This window comes from Nocardioides sp. Z22_16 (assembly GCF_058134365.1).
In genome coordinates, this window is the sequence record NZ_JBYTTI010000004.1 from 478,944 (window position 1) to 499,240 (window position 20,297).

General features: G+C 68.6%; 19 protein-coding genes. 16 read left to right on the forward strand and 3 right to left on the reverse strand.

What is annotated here, in order from left to right:
- The first annotated feature begins 26 nt into the window (after positions 1 to 26).
- The 4 genes from AC3X7R_RS14410 to AC3X7R_RS14425 all read left to right on the forward strand — a co-directional run bounded on the left by AC3X7R_RS14410 (position 27) and on the right by AC3X7R_RS14425 (position 3,745).
- The gene (locus AC3X7R_RS14410; RefSeq protein ID WP_489966351.1) at positions 27 to 971 is read left to right on the forward strand and encodes an ABC transporter ATP-binding protein; all 945 of its coding nucleotides are present in this window, start codon (positions 27 to 29) and stop codon (positions 969 to 971) included.
- Positions 968 to 1,984: a hypothetical protein gene (locus AC3X7R_RS14415; RefSeq protein ID WP_489966352.1), complete on the forward strand. Its 1,017-nt coding sequence runs from the start codon at positions 968 to 970 to the stop codon at positions 1,982 to 1,984. The genes AC3X7R_RS14410 and AC3X7R_RS14415 overlap by 4 nt, the downstream gene beginning before the upstream one ends.
- A 37-nt stretch (positions 1,985 to 2,021) precedes the next feature.
- Entirely contained in the window at positions 2,022 to 2,972 is a 951-nt protein-coding gene (gene lipA / locus AC3X7R_RS14420) for a lipoyl synthase (RefSeq protein WP_489966353.1), read from the forward strand.
- A gap of 65 nt (positions 2,973 to 3,037) precedes the next feature.
- On the forward strand, positions 3,038 to 3,745 hold the full coding sequence (locus AC3X7R_RS14425; protein ID WP_489966354.1) for a DUF4191 domain-containing protein: 708 nt from the start codon (positions 3,038 to 3,040) through the stop codon (positions 3,743 to 3,745).
- A gap of 74 nt (positions 3,746 to 3,819) precedes the next feature.
- On the opposite strand, the gene AC3X7R_RS14430 is transcribed toward AC3X7R_RS14425, so the two are convergent.
- Together AC3X7R_RS14430 and AC3X7R_RS14435 are read right to left on the reverse strand one after the other, a co-directional pair.
- Positions 3,820 to 4,608, reverse strand: coding sequence for an SCO4651 family lipoprotein (locus AC3X7R_RS14430; protein WP_489966355.1), 789 nt, complete (start codon positions 4,606 to 4,608; stop codon positions 3,820 to 3,822).
- A 57-nt stretch (positions 4,609 to 4,665) separates the two neighbouring features.
- Entirely contained in the window at positions 4,666 to 5,058 is a 393-nt protein-coding gene (locus AC3X7R_RS14435; protein WP_489966356.1) for an RDD family protein, read from the reverse strand.
- 181 nt (positions 5,059 to 5,239) lie between these two features.
- Here AC3X7R_RS14435 and glnA point away from each other — a divergent pair, with 181 nt between their 5' ends.
- The 3 genes from glnA (at position 5,240) to AC3X7R_RS14450 (ending at position 8,254) form a co-directional block, all read left to right on the forward strand.
- Positions 5,240 to 6,658 (forward strand): type I glutamate--ammonia ligase, encoded by a 1,419-nt coding sequence (gene glnA, locus AC3X7R_RS14440; RefSeq protein WP_489966357.1) that lies wholly within the window; start codon positions 5,240 to 5,242, stop codon positions 6,656 to 6,658.
- A gap of 928 nt (positions 6,659 to 7,586) precedes the next feature.
- A complete protein-coding gene (locus AC3X7R_RS14445; RefSeq protein ID WP_489966358.1) occupies positions 7,587 to 7,916 on the forward strand; it encodes a nucleotidyltransferase family protein in 330 nt (109 codons plus the stop codon).
- A complete protein-coding gene (locus AC3X7R_RS14450) occupies positions 7,913 to 8,254 on the forward strand; it encodes a HepT-like ribonuclease domain-containing protein (RefSeq protein WP_489966359.1) in 342 nt (113 codons plus the stop codon). Before AC3X7R_RS14445 ends, AC3X7R_RS14450 begins: the two co-directional genes overlap by 4 nt.
- A 913-nt stretch (positions 8,255 to 9,167) precedes the next feature.
- On the opposite strand, the gene AC3X7R_RS14455 is transcribed toward AC3X7R_RS14450, so the two are convergent.
- The gene (locus tag AC3X7R_RS14455; RefSeq protein ID WP_489966360.1) at positions 9,168 to 9,767 is read right to left on the reverse strand and encodes a GAF domain-containing protein; all 600 of its coding nucleotides are present in this window, start codon (positions 9,765 to 9,767) and stop codon (positions 9,168 to 9,170) included.
- A 927-nt stretch (positions 9,768 to 10,694) separates the two neighbouring features.
- On the opposite strand from AC3X7R_RS14455, the gene AC3X7R_RS14460 reads away from it, so the two are divergent.
- The 9 genes from AC3X7R_RS14460 to AC3X7R_RS14500 all read left to right on the forward strand — a co-directional run bounded on the left by AC3X7R_RS14460 (position 10,695) and on the right by AC3X7R_RS14500 (position 20,139).
- Complete coding sequence (locus AC3X7R_RS14460; RefSeq protein WP_489966361.1) at positions 10,695 to 11,843, forward strand: zinc-dependent alcohol dehydrogenase; 1,149 nt, start codon at positions 10,695 to 10,697, stop codon at positions 11,841 to 11,843.
- Between the two features lie 14 nt (positions 11,844 to 11,857).
- Positions 11,858 to 12,421, forward strand: coding sequence for a hypothetical protein (locus AC3X7R_RS14465; protein WP_489966362.1), 564 nt, complete (start codon positions 11,858 to 11,860; stop codon positions 12,419 to 12,421).
- 84 nt (positions 12,422 to 12,505) lie between these two features.
- Positions 12,506 to 13,348, forward strand: a complete 843-nt coding sequence (locus AC3X7R_RS14470) for a YqjF family protein (protein WP_489966363.1) — start codon at positions 12,506 to 12,508, stop codon at positions 13,346 to 13,348.
- Between the two features lie 342 nt (positions 13,349 to 13,690).
- Positions 13,691 to 15,805 carry an MMPL family transporter gene (locus tag AC3X7R_RS14475; RefSeq protein WP_489966501.1) on the forward strand — a complete coding sequence of 705 codons (2,115 nt, stop codon included), beginning with the start codon at positions 13,691 to 13,693 and terminating at the stop codon, positions 15,803 to 15,805.
- A 3-nt stretch (positions 15,806 to 15,808) separates the two neighbouring features.
- Complete coding sequence (locus AC3X7R_RS14480; protein WP_489966364.1) at positions 15,809 to 16,984, forward strand: sensor histidine kinase; 1,176 nt, start codon at positions 15,809 to 15,811, stop codon at positions 16,982 to 16,984.
- The gene (locus AC3X7R_RS14485) at positions 16,981 to 17,625 is read left to right on the forward strand and encodes a response regulator (RefSeq protein ID WP_489966365.1); all 645 of its coding nucleotides are present in this window, start codon (positions 16,981 to 16,983) and stop codon (positions 17,623 to 17,625) included. Before AC3X7R_RS14480 ends, AC3X7R_RS14485 begins: the two co-directional genes overlap by 4 nt.
- Positions 17,626 to 17,864: 239 nt before the next feature.
- Positions 17,865 to 18,623, forward strand: coding sequence for an ABC transporter ATP-binding protein (locus AC3X7R_RS14490; RefSeq protein ID WP_489966366.1), 759 nt, complete (start codon positions 17,865 to 17,867; stop codon positions 18,621 to 18,623).
- Positions 18,620 to 19,381 carry an ABC transporter permease gene (locus AC3X7R_RS14495; RefSeq protein WP_489966367.1) on the forward strand — a complete coding sequence of 254 codons (762 nt, stop codon included), beginning with the start codon at positions 18,620 to 18,622 and terminating at the stop codon, positions 19,379 to 19,381. Before AC3X7R_RS14490 ends, AC3X7R_RS14495 begins: the two co-directional genes overlap by 4 nt.
- Complete coding sequence (locus AC3X7R_RS14500) at positions 19,375 to 20,139, forward strand: MerR family transcriptional regulator (RefSeq protein WP_489966368.1); 765 nt, start codon at positions 19,375 to 19,377, stop codon at positions 20,137 to 20,139. The genes AC3X7R_RS14495 and AC3X7R_RS14500 overlap by 7 nt, the downstream gene beginning before the upstream one ends.
- Positions 20,140 to 20,297 lie beyond the last annotated feature (158 nt).

Below are 20,297 nucleotides of genomic sequence, written 5' to 3' on the forward strand. Positions count from 1 at the left end.
CGCGCACGGCTCGGACGGGGGGAAGCATGGCCGAGACGGTCATCGAGACGCGCGGGCTGCGCAAGGTCTTCAGCGGGCGCGGAGGGGAACGGGTCGCCGTCGACGACCTCGACCTGCAGGTGCAGGCGGGTGGCGTGCACGGCTTCCTGGGGCCCAACGGCTCCGGGAAGACGACCACGATCCGGATGCTGCTCGGACTCGCGCGCGCCTCCGCCGGCGAGATGCGCCTCCTCGGCACGGTCGTCCCCGCGGGGCTGCCCGGCGTGGTGTCGCGGGTCGGTGCCGTGGTCGAGTCCCCCAAGTTCTCCCCGCGCTTCTCCGGGCGTCAGAACCTGCTGCTGCTGTCCCGGTCGGTGGGGCTCCCCGAGTCGCGGGTCGATGCCGCCCTCGAGACGGTGGGCCTGGCCGGACGCGACCGGGACGGATACGACGGGTACTCCCTCGGCATGAAGCAGCGGCTGGCCATCGCCGCGACGCTGCTCAAGGAGCCCCGGCTGCTGATCCTCGACGAGCCGACCAACGGGCTCGACCCGGCCGGTATCCGCGAGATCCGGGAGACCATCCGCGGCCTCGGGGCCTCGGGGGTCACGGTGCTGCTCAGCTCCCACATCCTGGCCGAGGTGCAGCAGGTCTGCGACGCGGTGACGATCATCGGCCGCGGTCGGCTGCTCGCCTCCGGGCGGGTCGCGGACCTCCTCGGCGACGCCGGCGGTGCGGCCCGGCACCGCGTGGTGGTGGCCGACCGGGAGCTCGCCGCCGCACACCTGCGGGCCGCCGACCTCCCGGTCGAGGAGGACGGCGAAGCGCTGCTCGTGGACGCGCCCGACGGGTCGCAGGTGGCCCGGCTGCTCGGCGAGCACGGGGTCTGGGTGCGTGAGCTGACCCCGGTCCGGCGCGACCTGGAGTCGGTCTTCCTCGAGCTGACCTCCTCCCCGGCCCCCACCGCCGTCCTGGACGGGGTCGGCCGATGAGCAAGCTGCTGCGCACCGAGCTGACGAGGCTGCGCTGGCGGCGCGCGGTGCTGGTCCTGCTTCTCGTCTCGGTCCTCGGACCCGCGCTCATCCTGGCGGCGGAGGCTTGGAGCACCCGGCCGCCCGCCGAGGCGGACCGCCGCGCCGCCGAGCTCCAGCTCGCCGACCACGAGCGGCGAGCGGAGAAGGACCTCGCCCGGTGCGCCCGGTCCCCGGAGCGGTACGGCCTCGAGGTCGAGCCCGGCCTGACGGACGACGAGCTCGCGGCACTTTGTCGGGAGTCGGGCTGGGGCCAGGCGCCGACCGTCGAGGACCTGCTCGGCCGGCCGGCGCTGGAGGCGTCGTACGTCGCCGAGGGCTCGGGGGTCGCAGTCGTGCTGGTCCTCTCCGTCGGCGCCCTTCTCGTCGGCGCCACGTTCGTGGGCCAGGACTGGGCCAGCGGCTCGATCAGCAACCAGCTGCTCTTCGAGCCGCGGCGTGCCCGGGTGTGGACCGCCAAGGCGCTCGCGGTGCTGCTGTGGACCGCGCTGAGCGGCGCCCTGGTGCTCGGTCTCTTCTGGGCGGGTGTCTGGGGCCTCGGCACGGCCCGCGGCGTCGCGGGCGCCGAGGGCGCCTGGTCGGACGTGGCGGGGATGCAGCTGCGGGCCGTGCTCCTCGTCTGCGGGGCCGGGCTGCTGGGCTGCTCCCTCACCACGCTATTCCGCAGCACCGTCGCCTCGCTGGGGCTCGTGATGGCCGTCGTGGTGCTGGGCACGATCCTGCCGCTGGCGGTCCTGGGCTCGGGGGCAACACCGTGGCTGCTGCCGATGAACGCCGCCGCGTTCCTCCAGGACGGGCACCAGTACTGGGTGGACGGGGGCTACTCGCAGGTGTGCGACCCCCAGGGTGTCTGCGTCGTCTCCGACGGCAGCCGCACCCTCACCCTGGGCCGGTCCGCGGCGTACCTGACGGGCCTGCTCACGGCCACCGTGGCCGCGAGCGTGTGGTCCTTCCGCAGCCGCGACCTGCCGTGATTGGGCCGTGCCGGGGCGCGGCGTAGAGTCGGGTGTCGTGACGTCCTCCCCCAGCCCTCAGCCCCAAGGCCGCAAGCTGCTCCGCCTCGAGGTGCGCAACGCCGAGACCCCGATCGAGCGCAAGCCGTCGTGGATCAAGACCCGGGCCAAGATGGGACCGGAGTACACCGCGCTCCAGGGGCTGGTGAAGTCCGAAGGTCTGCACACCGTGTGCCAGGAGGCGGGCTGCCCCAACATCTTCGAGTGCTGGGAGGACCGCGAGGCCACCTTCCTCATCGGTGGCGACCAGTGCACCCGACGCTGCGACTTCTGTCAGATCGACACCGGCAAGCCCCAGCCCCTGGACCGGGACGAGCCGCGTCGCGTGGCCGAGTCGGTGCAGAAGATGGAGCTGCGCTACGCGACCATCACCGGCGTCGCCCGCGACGACCTGCCTGACGGCGGCGCGTGGCTCTATGCCGAGACCGTCCGTGCGATCCACGAGCTCAACCCCGGCACCGGCGTGGAGAACCTGATCCCCGACTTCAACGGCAAGCCCGACCTGCTCGCCGAGGTCTTCGAGTCCCGGCCCGAGGTCCTGGCCCACAACGTGGAGACCGTGCCGCGGATCTTCAAGAGGATCCGGCCCGCCTTCCGCTACGACCGGTCCCTCGGCGTGCTCACCGCGGCACGCGAGTTCGGCCTGGTCACCAAGTCCAACCTGATCCTGGGGATGGGCGAGACCCGCGAGGAGGTCTCCCAGGCCCTCCGGGACCTGCACGAGGCAGGGTGCGAGCTGATCACCATCACCCAGTACCTCCGCCCGTCGGTGCGCCACCACCCGGTCGAGCGGTGGGTCAAGCCCGAGGAGTTCGTCGAGCTGCAGGCCGAGGCCGAGGAGATCGGCTTCTCCGGGGTGCTCTCCGGCCCGCTGGTCCGTTCGTCGTACCGGGCCGGCCGGTTGTACCGTCAGGCCATGGAGGCGCGTTCCACGGTCCAGACGGCCTGAGCCCGCTCCCGCTCCCCCCACGACCAGCGGTCGGTACCCCCGACCCCGGCAGCAAAGGCACGAGAATGTCCACCCCCGCCCCCGAGAACCTCAGTCGTCGGCAGCAGTTCGTCCGCTCCTACCAGATGGCCAAGCGGAGCGACCCGCGGCTGGGGCTGTGGATCCTCGGTGCGGCCCTGCTGGGTGGCGCCGTCGGCTTCGTGGTCATCTGGCTGCTGCCCGGAAGCGGGGTGCTGTCCACGATCTTCGCCGTGGTGGGCGCGATCCTGCTCGGCCTGTTGGCGGGACTCATCGTCTTCGGCCGTCGCGCCCAGCGTGCCGCCTACTCCCAGATGGAGGGGCAGCCGGGGGCCGCGGCCGCCGCCCTGGGCATGCTGCGCCGGGGTTGGAAGGTGGACCCCGTGATCGCGTTCACCAAGCAGCAGGACGTCGTCCACCGGGTCGTCGGTCCCCCCGGGATCGTCCTGGTCGGTGAGGGCTCCAGCGAGTCGCGGGTCAGGACGCTGCTGGCGAGCGAGCGGCGCAAGCACGAGCGGGTCGCCGCCGAGACTCCGCTCCACGAGGTCGTGTGCGGCAATGGCGAGGGACAGGTGCCGCTGACCCGGCTGGTAAAGCACGTGACCAAGCTCGGCCGCAACGTCAAGCCGGCCCAGATGACCGACGTCCTCAACAGGCTGAAGGCGTTGGACGCCAACCGCTCCAACATCCCGCTGCCCAAGGGCCCGGTGCCGACCAGCATGAAGGGCATGCGCGGCAACCTGCGCGGCCGCTGACGCACCCGAAGACGTCGAAGGGGCGGGTACGGCGTGAGCCGTACCCGCCCCTTCACGTCTGCGCGTGGGCCCGATCAGCTGCCCGCGGTCGGCGGAGCCGACGGCATGGTCGGCGCCTCCGGCATCTCGGTCACCTCGTCGGCGGGCGGCTCCTCGATCGAGACGTCCTTGCCCCAGTCGTCGAGGGTGATGAGCAGGCTTCCCGCCACCTCGCCCATGTCGGCCTCGATCCGGCGGTGCAGCCCGGCCTCGTCGAACCAGATGTCGTAGTCGAGCTCCTCGGGAAGGCTGGCGATGGAGCCGAGCTCCTCGCCCACCATCTTGGTGGTGTCCAGGACCAGCGTGTAGCGGGCCAGGTCCTCACCGTCGAACTCCTCGTCACCCTGGTAGGTGACCGACTTCAGGCTCTCCCTGATCTGGTCGGCGGCCGCACCGGGGTCCAGGCTGATGCCGCCGCCACCCACGGAGTCCATGAAGCCGGTCAGGTCGAGCTTCATGTACTTCCCGCCTGTGTCGGCGGACTTGAAGTAGCTGACGGAACCCACGGCGACCACCTCGATCTCGCCGCTCTCGTCCTTGATGGTCATCTTCGACGACGGCGGGGTGGTGGAGTAGTCGACGTCACCCTCGCTCTCCATGGCAGCCGCACCGTCGCTGCTCATGGTCATGCGCGCGGTGGTCGCCGCGTCGAGGGCCGCGTCGAAGATCTCGACGAACTCCTCCGCCGGGATCTCCTCCCCCGCCTCGACACCGGGGTCGGCGGCGGCGCTGGAGCCGCTCGGCTCGTCGCCCGAGTCCGAGCCGCAGGCGGCGAGCGTGGAGAGGGCGAACGGGACCAGCAGCGCAGCAGCTGTCCGCCTCATGAGCAGGGGTCGACGCATTGGGCAAGGCCTTTCGGTGGACGGAATTCCACCCCGAGCCTAACGGGCCGGTGGACGCAGGGAGTCGAGTCGCACCACAGCCGACCCCACCGCCAGGTCGTGGAGCCCGCGACCGTCGGGTCGGAAGACGAGCGGCGGGATCACCAGGATCACCAGCACCTGGCGCAGGAGTGCGGGCAGCAGCTCGAGCGGGCGGGGGGTCTCCCCCACCCGGACCACCCGCAGGCGGGTCGCCAGCTGTCCGAAGGAGCCGCCGGCCACGGCGGTCAGGATGGCGGACTCGAGGACGAAGACACCTGTGGTGACGAACCCGGCGTACGGGTTGTCCAGCCACCCGCCGAACCCGAGGATGAGCCAGACCACCCCCTGGGAGGCCAGCCAGTCGATCAGCAGGGCCAGGAAGCGGTGCCCCCACGACGCGGTCTCGATCACCGGCGAAGGATATCCGTCGCCGTGAAGCGCCCACCCCGGGGGCATCTGTTACACGCCGGAAACAATCGGGATACGGTCAAGAAACTGCGCGTGCGTAGTTTCCACCACAGTCCGGTGCACCGTCGCACCGATCTACACCTTGACTTGACGGCCGTGACCCGAGCGCGGCCAAGGAGGACGAATGTTCGCAAACAGCGACGAGCTGCTCAAGTACATCAAGGACGAGCGTGTCGAGATGGTCGACGTGCGCTTCTGCGATCTGCCAGGTGTCATGCAGCACTTCACGGTCCCGGTCTCGTCGTTCGACCAGTCGGTCTTCGACGACGGGCTGAGCTTCGACGGCTCCTCGATCCGTGGCTTCCAGGCGATCCACGAGTCGGACATGTCGCTGTTCCCCGACCCGACCACGGCCTACATCGACCCCTTCCGGGTCGCGAAGACGCTGGTCGTGAACTTCTTCATCCACGACCCGCTCACCGGTGAGGCCTACTCCCGCGACCCGCGCAACATCGCCCGCAAGGCGATGACCTACCTGGCCAGCACCGGGATCGGAGACAAGGCGTACTTCGCCCCCGAGGCCGAGTTCTACGTCTTCGACAACGTGCGGTTCGAGACCAAGGCCAACGCCGGGTACTACCACATCGACTCCGAGGCCGGTGCCTGGAACTCCGGCTCCGAGGACAACAACCGCGGCTACAAGGTCAAGTACAAGGGCGGCTACTTCCCGGTCGCGCCCTACGACCACTTCGGCGAGCTGCGCGACGAGATGGTCATCGAGATGGAGCGCTCGGGCCTCCACGTCGAGCGCGCCCACCACGAGGTCGGCACCGCCGGCCAGGCCGAGATCAACTACAAGTTCGACGAGCTGCTCAAGGCCGCCGACGACGTGATGAAGTTCAAGTACATCGTCAAGAACGTCGCGTGGCGCAACGGCAAGACCGCGACCTTCATGCCCAAGCCGATCTTCGGCGACAACGGCTCCGGCATGCACTGCCACCAGTCCATCTGGAACGAGGGCGAGCCGCTCTTCTACGACGAGACCGGCTACGCGGGTCTCTCGGACATGGCGCGCTACTACATCGGCGGCATCCTCAAGCACGCCCCCTCGCTGCTGGCGTTCACCAACCCGACGGTGAACTCCTACCACCGCCTGGTGCCGGGCTTCGAGGCGCCGATCAGCCTGGTCTACTCCCAGCGCAACCGCTCGGCCTGCGTGCGGATCCCGATCACCGGGTCCAACCCCAAGGCCAAGCGCATCGAGTTCCGCTGCCCCGACCCGTCGGCCAACCCGTACCTGGCGTTCTCGGCGCTGCTGCTGGCCGGCATCGACGGCATCAAGAACAAGATCGAGCCCGCCGCCCCGATCGACAAGGACATCTACGAGCTGCCGCCGGACGAGATGGCCGAGATCAACCAGGTCCCGACGTCGCTCAACGCCGTGCTCGACAACCTCGAGCGCGACCACGAGTTCCTCACCGTGGGCAACGTCTTCACGCCGGACCTGATCGACACCTGGATCGACTACAAGCGCCAGAACGAGATCGCGCCGATCCAGCTGCGGCCGCACCCGCACGAGTTCGAGCTGTACTACGACATCTAATCCACGTCGTAACCCAGAAAGGGCCTCTGACCTGCATGTTTGCAGGATCGGGGGCCCTTTCGCATGGGCTCTGGAGGCCCAAATACCGCGGAATTACCACAGGAGATCCGCGGGAGCGGTCTTCGACGGCTCGTGACGGGTCCTGGCGGCTCGCGTGGCGTCACCGCAACGTCGGCGCCTCCGGCGACACTGGGAGGCGTGACAGACCAGCAGGATTCGCCGTCCTATCGAGGCCAGCTCCGTCGTGTGGAGGGGCGGAGCACCAAGGACGGTAAGCGATCAGGGCTGCCCAAGGTTCACGAGATCGAGTTCGAACGCGCGGACGGTCGGCAGTTCGCGGCACGAAGCCACCGCGCACCGACCGGACCTGCGCCGCGTACGGCGAGCGGTATATGCGTGATCGGACCTGGCCAGTTCCCGTACTGCCCCATCTGCCTTCGAGAGGACGTTCCCGCCGACACGATGGAACACGTCCCACCGAAGGCGTGTGGCGGAGTGGTGATGGCGAACACTTGCGCTGAATGCAACAACCGTTTGGGTCGCGCACGGAATCAGCACTTTAGGATTGGTACGACGGCGCCACCGAGCGCACTTCACCTCAGACGCCAGCCCGCAGCCCTTCGGGCGTGACCGGGTCCTCCTGCTCACCACCGAGTCGGATGAGTTCGTGCTGCTCATGGAGTCCGCGGGGTCCCAGGAGCCATCTCCCATGGAGCGTTTGAAAGATCCGAACGTCCAGATCCACTACACCTTCCCTCGCCCAGCCGAGTACAAGACGGGTCTCCTCAAGAGCGCCTACCTAGGGGCATGCCTTCCCTTCGGGGGCCGCAGAGCATCGACCCGTTCCCCCGGACCACTCGACAGCAGTCCGGCCCGTCGCTGGGCCTGTAGCCGGGCAGTGTCTCGCGTCCACCGATACGATGGACATATGACCGAGACCACAGCGCCTGTCCCGAGGCCGCTCAGCGGACCCACGGGCCGACGTGTCGCCGCCCATCGTGGTGAGCTGCGCGAGGTGCTGCAACGTCACGGCGTCACGAACCCCGAGATCTTCGGCAGCACCGCCCGCGGCGACGACCGTGAGGACAGCGACGTCGACCTGCTCGTCGACTTCGCACCCGGCACCAGCATCATCGACATCATCGGAATCCAGCACGAACTCGAGGACCTGCTCGGCGTCCACGTCGATCTGGTGCCACGCAGCGGGCTGAAGGAGCGAGTCCGCGCCAAGGCCGAGAAGGACCTGCTGCCGCTGTGAGCCGCTCCCCCGCCGACGTCCTCGACGACATCGCGGCCGCCGTCGACGCGATCAACGCCCACCTGCAGTTCGGCCCGATCTCCATGGAAATCGTGATGGACGCTGTCGCGATGCGCCTGCTGGAGATTGGTGAAGCCGTCAAGGCTCTCAGCCCAGAACTGACCGCGCGCGAGACGGAGATCCCGTGGACCAACATCGCGGGTATGAGGGACTTCCTCGCCCATCACTACTTCGCAACCAACCCCGAGATCGTGCAGGCCGTGATCGACAACGACCTCCCGCCCCTGGCGGCGGCCGTCACCCGGCTCAGGGCGACCCTCCCCGGCGACGGCTCCTGAGATTCAGCCCTCAGCGAGCAACCTCCCGGATCGCCTCAACCGCGTGGAGACGTGACGACGGATCGAACGCGACGACATGCCGTGCGTCTCCTCCACCAACTGGGTCACCGAGGGCGTCGTCAGTCCGCCGCGCCACCGCAGTGATACCGCAGGAGATCCGTCAGAAGCCAACTTGTCGTAGTAGAAGCCAACTCCACTATTCGGTGTTTGCGCAGGTCAGCGGCACATTTCAATACCGCACAACATGAGCCGAAACCGACCGGATACAACGAGCTACGACATCTAGGAGGAGCCCCTCCTGGGGTCCTCGACGACCACGGACGACCGTAACAAAAAAGGCTCTGATCTGCGGAAACGCCGCTCACCGACCTTGCGGTCGGTGGGCGGCGTTTGCCGTTGCTAGCCGCTCGAATGTGACAAGCTCGCTACATATTTGGGATCCGGTGGCCTCCCGATCGACAAAGCCGGGCGGGGTCCAACGCCCCAGGCCGTGGCGGTCTCGTCAGGTCGAGGCGCGCACCTTCGAGCGGTCGGGTGATCGCTCACCGGGTGCCGATGGACCTGGGTGCTCACACAGACCGTGACCACCCACGCCACCCGGAGGGCGGGCGTCGAGGTCAGGCTGTCGCCAGATAGTGCAACAGTCCCTCCAACTGTCGACGACGCTCGAAAATGAGGCCATAGCGACGGGCGAAAACGAGGCCACCCCGACAGATTGGGTGGGTGATCTCAGTGGAGGATTGGGCTCTGATTCGGCGGCTGGCGCGGACGGGGTTCCGCAGCGGCAGATCGCGCGGGATCTGGGGGTCGGACGGTCGACGGTGGCGCGGGCAGTGGCCTCGGATCGGCCACCGAAGTACGAGCGGCCGGCGGTCCCGACGTCGTTCGATCCCTACGAGGCTCGGGTGCGCCGTCAGCTGTTGAAGGACACCCCGGACATGCCGGCCACCGTGCTGGCCGAACGGCGCTCCATGATGATGACGCCGGTGGCCTGCCCGATGACCGTGCGGGTGTCGAGTCCCATGGCGAGCTGGGACACCTCCTGGGTGACGGCCACCGCAATGGCCACGTGAGCGGCGATCGCGATGGCCTCCTCCTGGGCCTCGTCGTCGAAGGCGTCAGCGGTGCGTGAGTAGAGGTTGAGGGATCCGAGCGTGTCCTGGTGGGTGAACAGCCGGAAGCTCAGGATGCTCCGGGCTTCGGTCTCCGCGGCCACTCGAGGACCCCAGGTCGACCAGCGGGTGTCCTCGGCCAGGTCACCGCTGTAGACGGTCTGCTGCTGCCAGATCGCGTCAAGGCAAGGGCCTTGCCCGAGCTCGTACTGGAGGCGGTCGGCCTGGTGCACCATCTGGTTGGTCGCGGCCACCGTCTCGATCAGCTTCCGCGCCTGGACGAACGACAGACCAGCACCATCGCATCCCTTGATGGCGGTCTCGGCCAGCTCGACCGAGAGCTGGAACGTCCCCTCAGGGTCTCCCTGGTGCTCCTGGAGTTGGGGCGCCAGCTCAGCCATCCGCGCCGACAATGGACCGGAGCCATCCATCGGCCAAACATGCCAGATGCGGGATGGACGAACAATCGGTTCGAAGCGTGACGTTGTCGAACGATATGGGCACCGGGCTCTGAAGTCCTGGCGGCGCTGGGCAGCCCACTTCGCGCAGTTTCCCAAACCGCCCCCGCCGCCGGACACCTGGATCGGGTCTGGCCGGACACCGATCCTGTGGAAAGTGTCTCGTAGCCCACTATGACGCAGTCGCTGGGCCCGAGTTCCCCTCGGCGCCCAGCAAGCAGTACGTCGTCTTCGAGAAACTCCGCAAACCGGCGGTCGAGGAGCCCGAACACTTTGCCGACCTCATGAGCGAGGTTCAGTGCGCCGCGGAAGGCTCACATCAGACGCTGAGGGACGCGTGAGGGACGCGTGAGGGACGCCGTGATGCCTCCATCGCCGGTCGCAGGCGGCAGCGACGGTGCGGCCCGTGGGTGTGCCGAGACTGCGGGCCGCTGCTGTCGTCCTCGATGGAATGGAGTGGATCCCGGGATGAGGGGTACAGAACGACGCGGCCGTCCATTGCGCACCAACGACCAGGCAAGGACAGGCACGCATGATGATGTACAGCAGCGATCCAGAGGGCAGCACCGGCACCACCACCATGACAGGGACCACGACGGAGACCGGCACGACCGGCGCTGACGTGACGGCATCGACCGCCGCAAACCAGGGGCGACAGGTCGCCGGTACCCCCAAGGACGAGGTGCTCAAGGTCGGCGGCACGGCTGCCCGGCAGGCACGCGTCCTGGGTGACGCCGGGACAGCAGGTCTGCGAGCAGATGGCCGAGCGGGGCGTGGCGCGCAACGTCACCCCGAGCCCGGCGTGACCGGTCACTAAGTGCCGGCCCGTCCCCTCGGACCACTCCCAACGCACGACCCCACGGAGGAACTATGCAAGCCATGGTCTACCGCGGTCCCTACCGCGTGCGTGTAGAGGAGAAGGACCGCCCCCGCATCGAGCATCACAACGACGCGATCGTGCGGGTCCAGCTGGCCGCCATCTGCGGCTCCGACCTGCACCTCTACCACGGGATGATGCCTGACACCCGGGTCGGCCACACCTTCGGACACGAGTTCATCGGCGTCGTCGACGAGGTCGGCCCCTCGGTCCGGCACCTGCAGGTCGGTGACCGCGTGATGGTCCCGTTCAACATCTTCTGCGGGTCGTGCTTCTTCTGTGCCCGCGGGCTCTACTCCAACTGCCACAACGTCAATGCGAACGCCACCGCGGTCGGTGCCATCTACGGCTACTCCCACACGACCGGCGGGTACGACGGCGGGCAGGCGGAGTACGTCCGGGTGCCCTTCGCCGACGTCGGGCCCTCGATCATCCCCGACTGGCTCGAGGACGAGGACGCCCTGCTGATGACCGACGCCCTGGCCACCGGCTACTTCGGCGCCCAGCTCGCCGACATCAGCGAGGGCGACACCGTCGCGGTGCTGGGTGCCGGCCCGGTGGGCCTGTACGCCGCCCGGAGCGCCTGGCTGATGGGCGCCGGCCGGGTCCTGGTGATCGACCAGCTGCCCGATCGGCTCGAGAAGGCCCGGACGTTCGCCCACGCAGAGGTGCTGAACTTCAACGAGGTCGATGACGTCGTGGTGGAGATGAAGAAGCAGACCGACCACCTCGGCTTCGACCGGGTCATCGAGGCCGTCGGCGCGGAGGCTGACGGCAACATGACCCAGCACCTCACCGCGGCGCGCTTCAAGCTGCAAGGCGGGTCCCCCGTGGCCCTCAACTGGGCCATCGACGGGGTGCGCAAGGGCGGGACGATCTCCGTCATGGGGGCCTACGGGCCCCTCTTCAGTGCCGTGAAGTTCGGCGACGCCGTCAACAAGGGCCTGACCCTGCGGATGAACCAGTGCCCGGTGAAGCGGCAGTGGCCACGGCTCCTCGAGCACGTCCGGAGCGGCTACTTCAAACCCAGCGACCTCGTCACCCATCGCTTCCCGCTCGAGGACATCGCCGAGGCCTACCACGTGTTCTCGGCCAAGCTCGACGGATGCATCAAGCCCGTCATCACCGTCGACGCCAGCTGAGGAAGGACGCACCCATGCCCTACACCCCCGAGAAGCCCCCGCTCCTCGAGAGCGCCGACCAGCTGCGCGCGCGGATCCCAGGATGGGGCGCCGACCTCGACCCTGCCGACCGACCCTCATACCCGCGTGAGGTCTTCGACCCGGAAGCGATCGGCGCACACTGGGAGATGCCCGAGCAGCAGCCTGGCGGGGATCAGCGCGAACGGTCGATCGAGCACGCGAGGCTCACTCCGGTCTTCGGCACCGCCCAACCCCTCCACGGCCTCTCCGGAGCCGTGCGCCGCTACGCCTACGCCCGGCACAGCGAGGCCAAGGCTGCGCACTTCCTGCTCCTCATCGCCGCGGACCGTGTCGATGTCGCCGAGCACGTCGTCCACTCCCTCGTGACCGCACGACCCGACAATCCCCTCACCCAGACCGGGATCCGGGCCGAGCTGACCCACGGCGGCTTGCGCTCCCGCCTGGGTCATGGTCGCTCCGACGTCCGTCACCACGTGCTCGACCCACTGATCAACGGCGCGCCGTGGCTCCTCAGCGGGTACGCCGTCTGGCGGGCGCTCCGGGCGCTGCGCCGCTGAACGGACACGACGAGCGCGCCTCACGCCGTCGCGGTAGTGGCAACAACTGGGTGCCTAGGTCAAGAAAGAAGGTGGCGAATCAGGATGGTCAGTGTCACGGCCGAGCAGCATGTCTCCGTTCCGGTGCTTCGGACGTCCTGGGAAACCTTGACGTTCGTCCACTGGCGTGTCGAACCACACCGCATCCAGGCGCTGCTTCCCGACGGATTGACAGTGGACGTGCACGACGGGAGCGCCTGGGTCGGTCTCACGCCGTTCGTGATGGCGAACATGCGTCCTCTCGGAGTCCCGGACCTGCCTGGCGGACTCTCCCTGCCGGGGACGCGGAACCGGGCGCGACTGGCTGACGTGACGAGCACCCCGGAGACGAACCTGAGGACCTATGTGCGCGGACCTGACGGCCGTGACGGCTTGTGGTTTCTCACCATCGACGTGGGCAGCGCCGCCCTCGCGGCCATCATCAGAGCTGCGGTCGGAGCGCCGTACCACCGCGCGGAGATGTCGGTGGAAAGCCATGGAGGCATCGTCACGTACACCGGATCCAGAAGCGGCGCACCGCAGTCCTACCGAATCCAGGTCCACCCCGGAGACAAGATTGCGCCTTCGGACCTCGAGATCTGGCTGACCAGCCGCTGGCGCGCCTACACCTCCCACCTCGGTCGACTGCTGGTCACCCCCGTAGAGCACGAGCCCTGGCCCCTGCGACAGGCAGCCCTCACGGTGAACGAGCAGAACCTCACCGATTCCGTCGGTCTCCACGGCATGTCCGGTCCGCCGCTCGTTCACTTCTCCGACGGCGTCCAGAAGGTCCGCCTAGGGCGGACAGTTCCCCTGCCAAGACGCTGGGGATCGGGCAGGGAGAACACGCCAAGTTCTCCAACCTCCGTCCGATTCAAGGGGCACTGGGACCAGGACGCTTCCGGTTGAGTTCTGGGTGAGATGGCTGCTGCCCTGTGGAGGGCAACAGCCAACATGGGGAGAGTGCAGTTCCACGCCCAAAGCGCGGGGCTCGGTCCCGCCGGCGAACACGCGATACGGAGTGTGCAGTGGCGCGGACGATGCGCCGCTCCCCCGGGCCATCCCACCGGCTACGCGCGTCGACCCCCACCTGTCACCAGATCGTGCAGCAGACCCCCAGATGCCCGCGCGCCGTTGCGATCGCGTGCGTCACCGCCCGCCCCCGCCGTCCGCCGTACTCCACGCGGAGTACGGCGAAGTGTCTGCCGTGGTCAGACGCGTCAGCGCCGCCTGGTTGGCAGCGTGATCGCCATGACCACTGAACTAGCGGCGCCCGACCACACCGGTGCCGACAAGAGACCGAAGAGATCACAGACCAAGACCCTGCTGCCCTGGCTCATGGTGGCCGTGTGGATCGGGCTGCTGGTGAGCGGCTACTCACTCGCCGGCAAACTCGACTCGGTGACCCGCGATGGGCAGGCCGACTATTTACCGGCCAGCGCCCAGTCGACCAAGGTGCTCCAGGCCGAGGCGGGCCTGCCCGGCGGCGAGAACGGCCTGCTCATGGTCGTGTACGAACGGCCGGGCGGCCTCCAACCGGGCGATCGCGAGGCAGTCGAACGCGGCCAGTCCGAACTCGCGGAGCGATTCGGCAACGACCCCGACGCACTGCCCGAGATCGTCGACTCCGACGACGGCACGGCCCTGATGTACGCGCTTCCGCTCGACCGTGATGCGGTCGCCGAGGAGGCTGGCGCCACCGCGGATGCGCGTGCCCTTCTCGACGACCGGCCGAGTGGCCTGAACGCATATGTCACCGGTCCGACCGCGCTGGGGGCCGACATGGACGAGGTCTTTGACGCCGTCGACGCGACGTTGATGCTCGCTACTGCCGTGGTGGTGGCGCTCCTGCTGATCCTCACGTACCGCAGTCCGCTGCTGTGGCTGGTCCCTCTCGCCTCGGTCGGGGTCGCGGCGATCACGTCGATGGGGACCGTTTACGCACTCACCCAGATCTTCGACTTCACCATCACGAGCATGAGCTCAGCGCTGCTGATCGTGCTGGTCTTCGGCGCGGGCACCGACTATGCCTTGCTTCTCGTGTCTCGCTACCGCGAGGAGCTGCACCGCCACGAACGGCCGATCGACGCGATGCTGCCGGCGCTGCGTGGCGCTGGCCCCGCCATCCTCGCTTCGGCGGCGACGGTGGTCGCCGGCTTGTTGTGCCTGTTGGCCGCGGATCTGAACAGCATCAGCAGTCTCGGCCCGGTGGGTGCGGCGGGCATCGGGGCGGCCCTGCTGGTCATGCTGACGCTTTTCCCGGCCCTGCTGGTGGTGCTCGGGCGCCGGGTCTTTTGGCCGTTCGTTCCTCGACTCGGGGGTGAGGCACACACACCCCGTTCTGGGTGGGCTCGACTCGGCGAGCTGGTCGCGCGCCACCGCGTCGTCAGTTGGGCGGTTCCGCTGGTGATCCTGGGCGGCCTGGCGCTGGGCACCGTGGGCGCCAGCGGCTCGCTTCCGCAGCTGGACCAGTTCGCCCGTTCGACACCGGACTCGGTGACCGGGGCGAAGCTGATCGAGGCGCGCTACCCCGACGAGAGCGGTCAGCCGCTCACCGTGATGAGTCGGCCGGACCAGAGCCGCAAGGTCCTGGCCGCCGTCGAACGGACGCCGGGGGTCGCCCAAGCCGAGATCGGCCGGGCCAGCGACGACTGGGTGGAGATCTCCGTGCTCCCGGTCGCCTCTCCAGAGAGCGCGGGTGAGACGGCAACGATCAAGCAACTGCGGGAGAACGTGCGCAAGGTCGCCGGTGAGGCCGCGCTGGTCGGCGGTCCGAGTGCCGAGAAGCTCGACGAGGCCGAGACCAACAGGACCGACCGCAATCTGGTGATGCCGCTGATCCTGCTGGTGGTGCTCGCCATCCTCGGGCTGCTGCTGCGGGCGATCGTGGCTCCGCTGGTGCTGGTCGCCACCGTCGTGGTGTCGTACTTCGGAGCCCTCGGACTGTGCACCCTGGTGTTCGACCAGGTGCTCGGATTCGGCGGGTTGGAGTCGTCAGTGCCCCTGATCGGGTTCCTCTTCCTGGTCGCGCTCGGTGTCGACTACAACATCTTCTTGATGACCCGGGTACGTGAGGAAGCCGTCCGGCACGGCACTGTCGACGGCATGAAGCGTGGCCTCGCAATGACAGGTGGCGTGATCACCTCGGCCGGCGTCGTGCTGGCGGCGACGTTCGCGGTGCTCGCCTCGCTACCCCTCGTCATGCTCGTCGAGATTGGGATACTGGTCGCCGTCGGCGTGCTCATCGACACCTTGGTGGTGCGGTCCATCGTGGTTCCCGCACTGACGATGTCGCTGGGTTCGAGGATCTGGTGGCCCAGCAAGCTCTCGCGGACGAGTGAGGACAGTGTCGATGACCGTGTGTGAACGATGACGGTGCTCCGTCCGCCAGTGGCCGATGGGCTGCTGGCGGCGGGGTCGTTCGTGCTCGGGGTCGGCCTCGCGTTCACGCTCGAGGCGGTCGATTTCGACGGCGAGCGAAGCGTGGATCTGCGGGCGATCGCGCTCCTGGGCGCGATGTCGGCGCCGTTGCTGGCCCGCCGGCGCTGGCCGATCCCCGTCGTGCTCGCGGTCCTCGCCGTGTCGACGCCGTACCACCTCCTCGACTATCCCCATGAGGCCACGATGCCGGCCTCACTTGTGGCGGCGTTCACGGCGGCGCGCTACAGCGAGCCACAGCGGCGGGCCGTCGCCGCCCTGGTGGCGGTGGGTGCGGTGACCGTGCCTGTCGTCGCCGACGAGGCGTCAGGGGCCCCTGGCGATGCTCTCCTCGGCGTCGGCTGGCTGCTCATGGCGTTCTTCGCCGGGCTCGCGGTCCGCTTCCATCAAGCCTGGAAGGCCTCCGTCGCCGCGCGGCTCGAACAGGAGCGTGCCGACGAGGTCGAGCGGCGGGTAGCCGAAGAACGGGTACTGATCGCCGCCGAGCTGCACGACGTCCTGGCACACGGTCTGGCGGTCGCGAACGTCCAGGCGTCAGTCGCTGCGCACCTGATCGACCAGCTGCCGAGCCGGGCCGATGCGCCGCTGCGGGAGCTGTCCAGCACCCTGCACAACCTGTCGGACACGAGCCGAGCCACGCTCCATGAGCTGCGTGCCATTCTGGACATCCTGCACGGTGGCGAGGCCGAGCCCACCGAGCCAGTACCCCAACTCGGCGAGTTGCAGCGTCTGGTGGACATGGCCGAGGCGGCTGATGTCCGGGTCGACGTGGAGGCTGCCGGACTGCCGGACGAGTTGCCGTCGACGGTGTCCGTCGTGGCCTATCGGATCATCCAGGAGTCGCTGACCAATGTCATTCGACACTCGACGGCCAAGCACGCGACCGTCCGACTCGACCAGGACGGCCACCGGCTGCGGATCGCGGTCGTCGATCACGGGCCCGCGCGACCGGACTCGACCGTGGCATCGGCCGGCTTCGGGATCGTCGGGATGACAGGCCGGGCGCACGCCGTCGGCGGCGAGCTGTCCGCCGGGCCTGGCGAGTCCGGAGGGTTCGAGGTACGGGCCAGCCTGCCGCTGCCGGAGATCTGGCGGGTGCCGTCGTGATCCGGGTCCTGCTCGCTGACGACCAGACTCTGGTGCGCGGCGCGTTCGCGCTGCTGGTCAACTCCGCTGATGACATGGAGGTTGTCGGGGAGGCCGGCACCGGCGACGAGGCGGTGAGGCTGACCCTGGACCTGCGCCCCGACGTCGTCCTGATGGACATCAGGATGCCGAGCACCGACGGCATCGAGGCGACCCGGCAGATCTTCGCTGACGATGGATCGAGCGGCAGCAAGGTGCTGATCCTGACCACCTTCGAGACAGACACCAACGTGCTGCACGGCCTTCGCGCGGGGGCATGTGGATTCCTGCCGAAGGACACCCGTCCAGACGCGCTGCTGGACGCCGTCCGCACCGTCGCGGCGGGCGAGGCGCTGCTGTCGCCCGGCGCGACCAGGGCGGTCATCACCCGTGCGCTGAGTCGCCCGGACGCGCCGGCGCCCGAGCGGCTGGCCAGCCTGACGACGCGCGAACGCGAGGTGCTCCGGCTGGTCGCCGCGGGCCGAAGCAACCAGGAGATCGCGGACGAGCTGGTCGTCAGCCCACTGACCGCCAAGACTCACGTGGGCCGCATCCTCGCGAAGATGGGCGCTCGCGACCGGGTCCACCTCGTGATCGCCGCGTACGAAGCAGGGCTCCCCTAGGCGCTTCGCCCAGCATTGACCCACTCGACGACGGGACAGAGAGTCAGCCGGCGGCGTGGGACCAGGAACTGACCGACGTGTTCGACCGGGCGCAGCCGGTCTCCTTGCCGCCGACGTCGACTGCGCTGCGGCCAGTCTGTGCGTCAGCGACGCTCAGCGCAGTGGGACGAGATGCGTAGTGCGGGGGGGACCTGACATTCCTTGACCTTGACGCAGCGTCAGGGCCTCACGATGCGTGCATGACCACCACACCAGCCATCCAGCTCATTGGATTGACCAGGTCTTTCGGCGACAACGCGGTGCTCCGGGGTGTCGACCTGAGTGTGCCGCGCGGCAGCATTTACGCCCTGCTCGGCTCCAACGGCGCCGGCAAGACCACCCTCGTCAGGATCCTCGCCACTCTCCTCCTGGCGGATGGCGGCCTCGCCTCGGTCGACGGCCACGACGTCGTCACCGCACCGGCCAGGGTGAGGGAGTCGATCAGCCTGACCGGCCAGTTCGCTGCCGTCGACGAGATCCTCACCGGCCGGGAGAACCTCGAGCTCATCGCGGAACTGCGGCACCTGTCCCACCCCCGAGATATCGCTGACGACCTCCTGGCCAGGTTTGACCTCAGGGATGCCGGCGGGCGGCGGGTGGCGACGTACTCCGGCGGCATGCGGCGGCGGCTCGACATCGCGATGAGCCTGGTTGGAAGCCCGAGGGTTCTCTTCCTCGACGAGCCGACGACCGGGCTGGACCCGCAGTCGCGGCTCGAGGTCTGGAAGACGGTGCGGGAGCTGGCTGGCCAGGGCAGGACGGTTCTGCTGACGACGCAGTACCTCGACGAGGCCGAGCAGCTCGCCGACCGGATCGCGATCCTCCACGGCGGCCGGATCATCGCAGACGGCACGTTGGCCGAGCTCAAGGCCCTCCTGCCTCCGGCGAAGCTCGAGTACGTCGAGAAGCAGCCCACCCTGGAAGAGATCTTCCTCAGCATCGTGGGGAGCACGTCATGATTCGCGACACCGTGGTCCTGACGAAGCGGTCGCTGCGCCACATCATGCGCAGCCCCGACACCATCGTCACCACAGCCCTCACGCCGGTGGCCATGCTGATGCTCTTCGTCTACGTCTTCGGCGGAGCGATCGACACCGGCGAGCGCAGCGGTGAGTACGTCGACTACCTGCTCCCCGGGATCCTGGTGATCACCGTCGCCTCGGGAGTCGCGTACACGTCGTACCGGCTGTTCCTGGACCTGCAGGGCGGTGTCTTCGACCGGTTCCACTCGATGCCGATCGCCCGGTCCGCGACCTTGTGGGCACATGTGCTCACCTCCCTGGTGGCGAACCTGGTCTCGCTCGTGCTGGTCGTACTGGTCGCCCTGCTGATGGGTTTCCGGTCCAGCGCCGGTCCACTCGCCTGGCTCGCGGTGATCAGCTTCATGGTGCTCTTCACACTGGCACTCACCTGGCTCGCGGTCATCGCCGGCTTGAGCGCCAAGTCAGCTGACGGTGCAGGAGGGTTCGCCTACCCACTGCTGTTCCTGCCCTTCCTCAGCTCCGCCTTCGTGCCGACCGAGGGCATGCCCGGGCCGGTGCGCTGGTTCGCCGAGCACCAACCCGTGACCTCACTCGTCGACACGCTCCGCAATCTCTACGCCGAGCAGCCGCTGGGGACCGACGCCTGGACCGCGCTGGCGTGGTGCGCCGGCCTGCTGGTCCTCGGCTACGCACTGGCAATGCGTAGCTACAAGCGGAGAATGACTGCATGCTGACCATCAGCCAGCTCGCGACCTACGCCGGAGTGACCGTGCGCGCGGTCCGCCACTACCACGCCACCGGGCTGATGGCGGAGCCTGAGCGCGACCACTCCGGCTACCGGCGGTACGACGCTGCCGCCGTCGTCGAGCTGATCCGGATCCGGACGCTCGCCGGGGCAGGAGTCCCGCTGTCGCGCGTGCAGGAACTGTTGGCCGCCGACGACGACTCCTTCGCCACGGCGGTCCACGAGATCGACGGCCGGCTGCGCGCGGAGATCAAGGACCGCCAGCAGCACCGGCGACGGATCGCGCTTCTCGCCGCCGGCGACAGCCTGGCGCTCCCGCCGGAGGCGGTCACCTACCTCGACCGGCTGCGCGAGGTCGGCGTACCCGAGAAGATGGTCGAGGGCGAGCGCGACGCCTGGGTCCTCGTGGCCGCACAGCTGCCGGACCGGATGCCGTTCTACATGGAGATGAAGAACCAGGAGCTTGATGACCCCCGCGTGCGCAACCTCTACCGGGATCTCGCCGAAGTCACGACGTGGTCTGCCCAGGACCCGCGTCTGGAGGAGGTCGCCGACCGGCTCGCTGCGGAGTTCGAGGCCATGCCGGGGGCGGCGTGGGAGCAAGACGGGCTGCCCGATGACTTGGCAGCGTTGCTGGACGCTGTGTTCCTGAACTCGGTCCCAGGCGCGCACCGGATCCTGCGTCGGCTCGAGGAGCGCGGCTGGACCGGCTGGACCAACCTGCGCCCTGGGCATGCGAAGCCGTAGACGAGTAGTCCAGCTGCACCTGTAGGGAACGCCCTCGCAGCACGGTCGTGCTCGGGGCCGCGACGAACTCCAGTGCCTCGCCGCTGTGGTGTTGCGTACCTCACGGGCGCACCGGAGCAGAGAGCCGTGGCTGGATGCGATAGTTTTGCGCCCTGACC

What these genes read in the sequence shown, in the direction of transcription:
- AC3X7R_RS14415 (WP_489966352.1), top strand. Translation starts at nt 968, where the DNA reads ATGAGCAAGCTGCTGCGCACCGAGCTGACGAGGCTGCGCTGGCGGCGC.
- AC3X7R_RS14490 (WP_489966366.1), top strand. Translation starts at nt 17,865, where the DNA reads ATGACCACCACACCAGCCATCCAGCTCATTGGATTGACCAGGTCTTTC.
- AC3X7R_RS14455 (WP_489966360.1), bottom strand. Translation starts at nt 9,767, where the DNA reads ATGGCTGAGCTGGCGCCCCAACTCCAGGAGCACCAGGGAGACCCTGAG.
- AC3X7R_RS14460 (WP_489966361.1), top strand. Translation starts at nt 10,695, where the DNA reads ATGCAAGCCATGGTCTACCGCGGTCCCTACCGCGTGCGTGTAGAGGAG.
- AC3X7R_RS14465 (WP_489966362.1), top strand. Translation starts at nt 11,858, where the DNA reads ATGCCCTACACCCCCGAGAAGCCCCCGCTCCTCGAGAGCGCCGACCAG.
- AC3X7R_RS14425 (WP_489966354.1), top strand. Translation starts at nt 3,038, where the DNA reads ATGTCCACCCCCGCCCCCGAGAACCTCAGTCGTCGGCAGCAGTTCGTC.
- AC3X7R_RS14430 (WP_489966355.1), bottom strand. Translation starts at nt 4,608, where the DNA reads ATGAGGCGGACAGCTGCTGCGCTGCTGGTCCCGTTCGCCCTCTCCACG.
- AC3X7R_RS14480 (WP_489966364.1), top strand. Translation starts at nt 15,809, where the DNA reads ATGACGGTGCTCCGTCCGCCAGTGGCCGATGGGCTGCTGGCGGCGGGG.
- AC3X7R_RS14475 (WP_489966501.1), top strand. Translation starts at nt 13,691, where the DNA reads ATGACCACTGAACTAGCGGCGCCCGACCACACCGGTGCCGACAAGAGA.
- AC3X7R_RS14500 (WP_489966368.1), top strand. Translation starts at nt 19,375, where the DNA reads ATGCTGACCATCAGCCAGCTCGCGACCTACGCCGGAGTGACCGTGCGC.
- AC3X7R_RS14470 (WP_489966363.1), top strand. Translation starts at nt 12,506, where the DNA reads ATGGTCAGTGTCACGGCCGAGCAGCATGTCTCCGTTCCGGTGCTTCGG.
- AC3X7R_RS14445 (WP_489966358.1), top strand. Translation starts at nt 7,587, where the DNA reads ATGACCGAGACCACAGCGCCTGTCCCGAGGCCGCTCAGCGGACCCACG.
- glnA (WP_489966357.1), top strand. Translation starts at nt 5,240, where the DNA reads ATGTTCGCAAACAGCGACGAGCTGCTCAAGTACATCAAGGACGAGCGT.
- AC3X7R_RS14410 (WP_489966351.1), top strand. Translation starts at nt 27, where the DNA reads ATGGCCGAGACGGTCATCGAGACGCGCGGGCTGCGCAAGGTCTTCAGC.
- AC3X7R_RS14495 (WP_489966367.1), top strand. Translation starts at nt 18,620, where the DNA reads ATGATTCGCGACACCGTGGTCCTGACGAAGCGGTCGCTGCGCCACATC.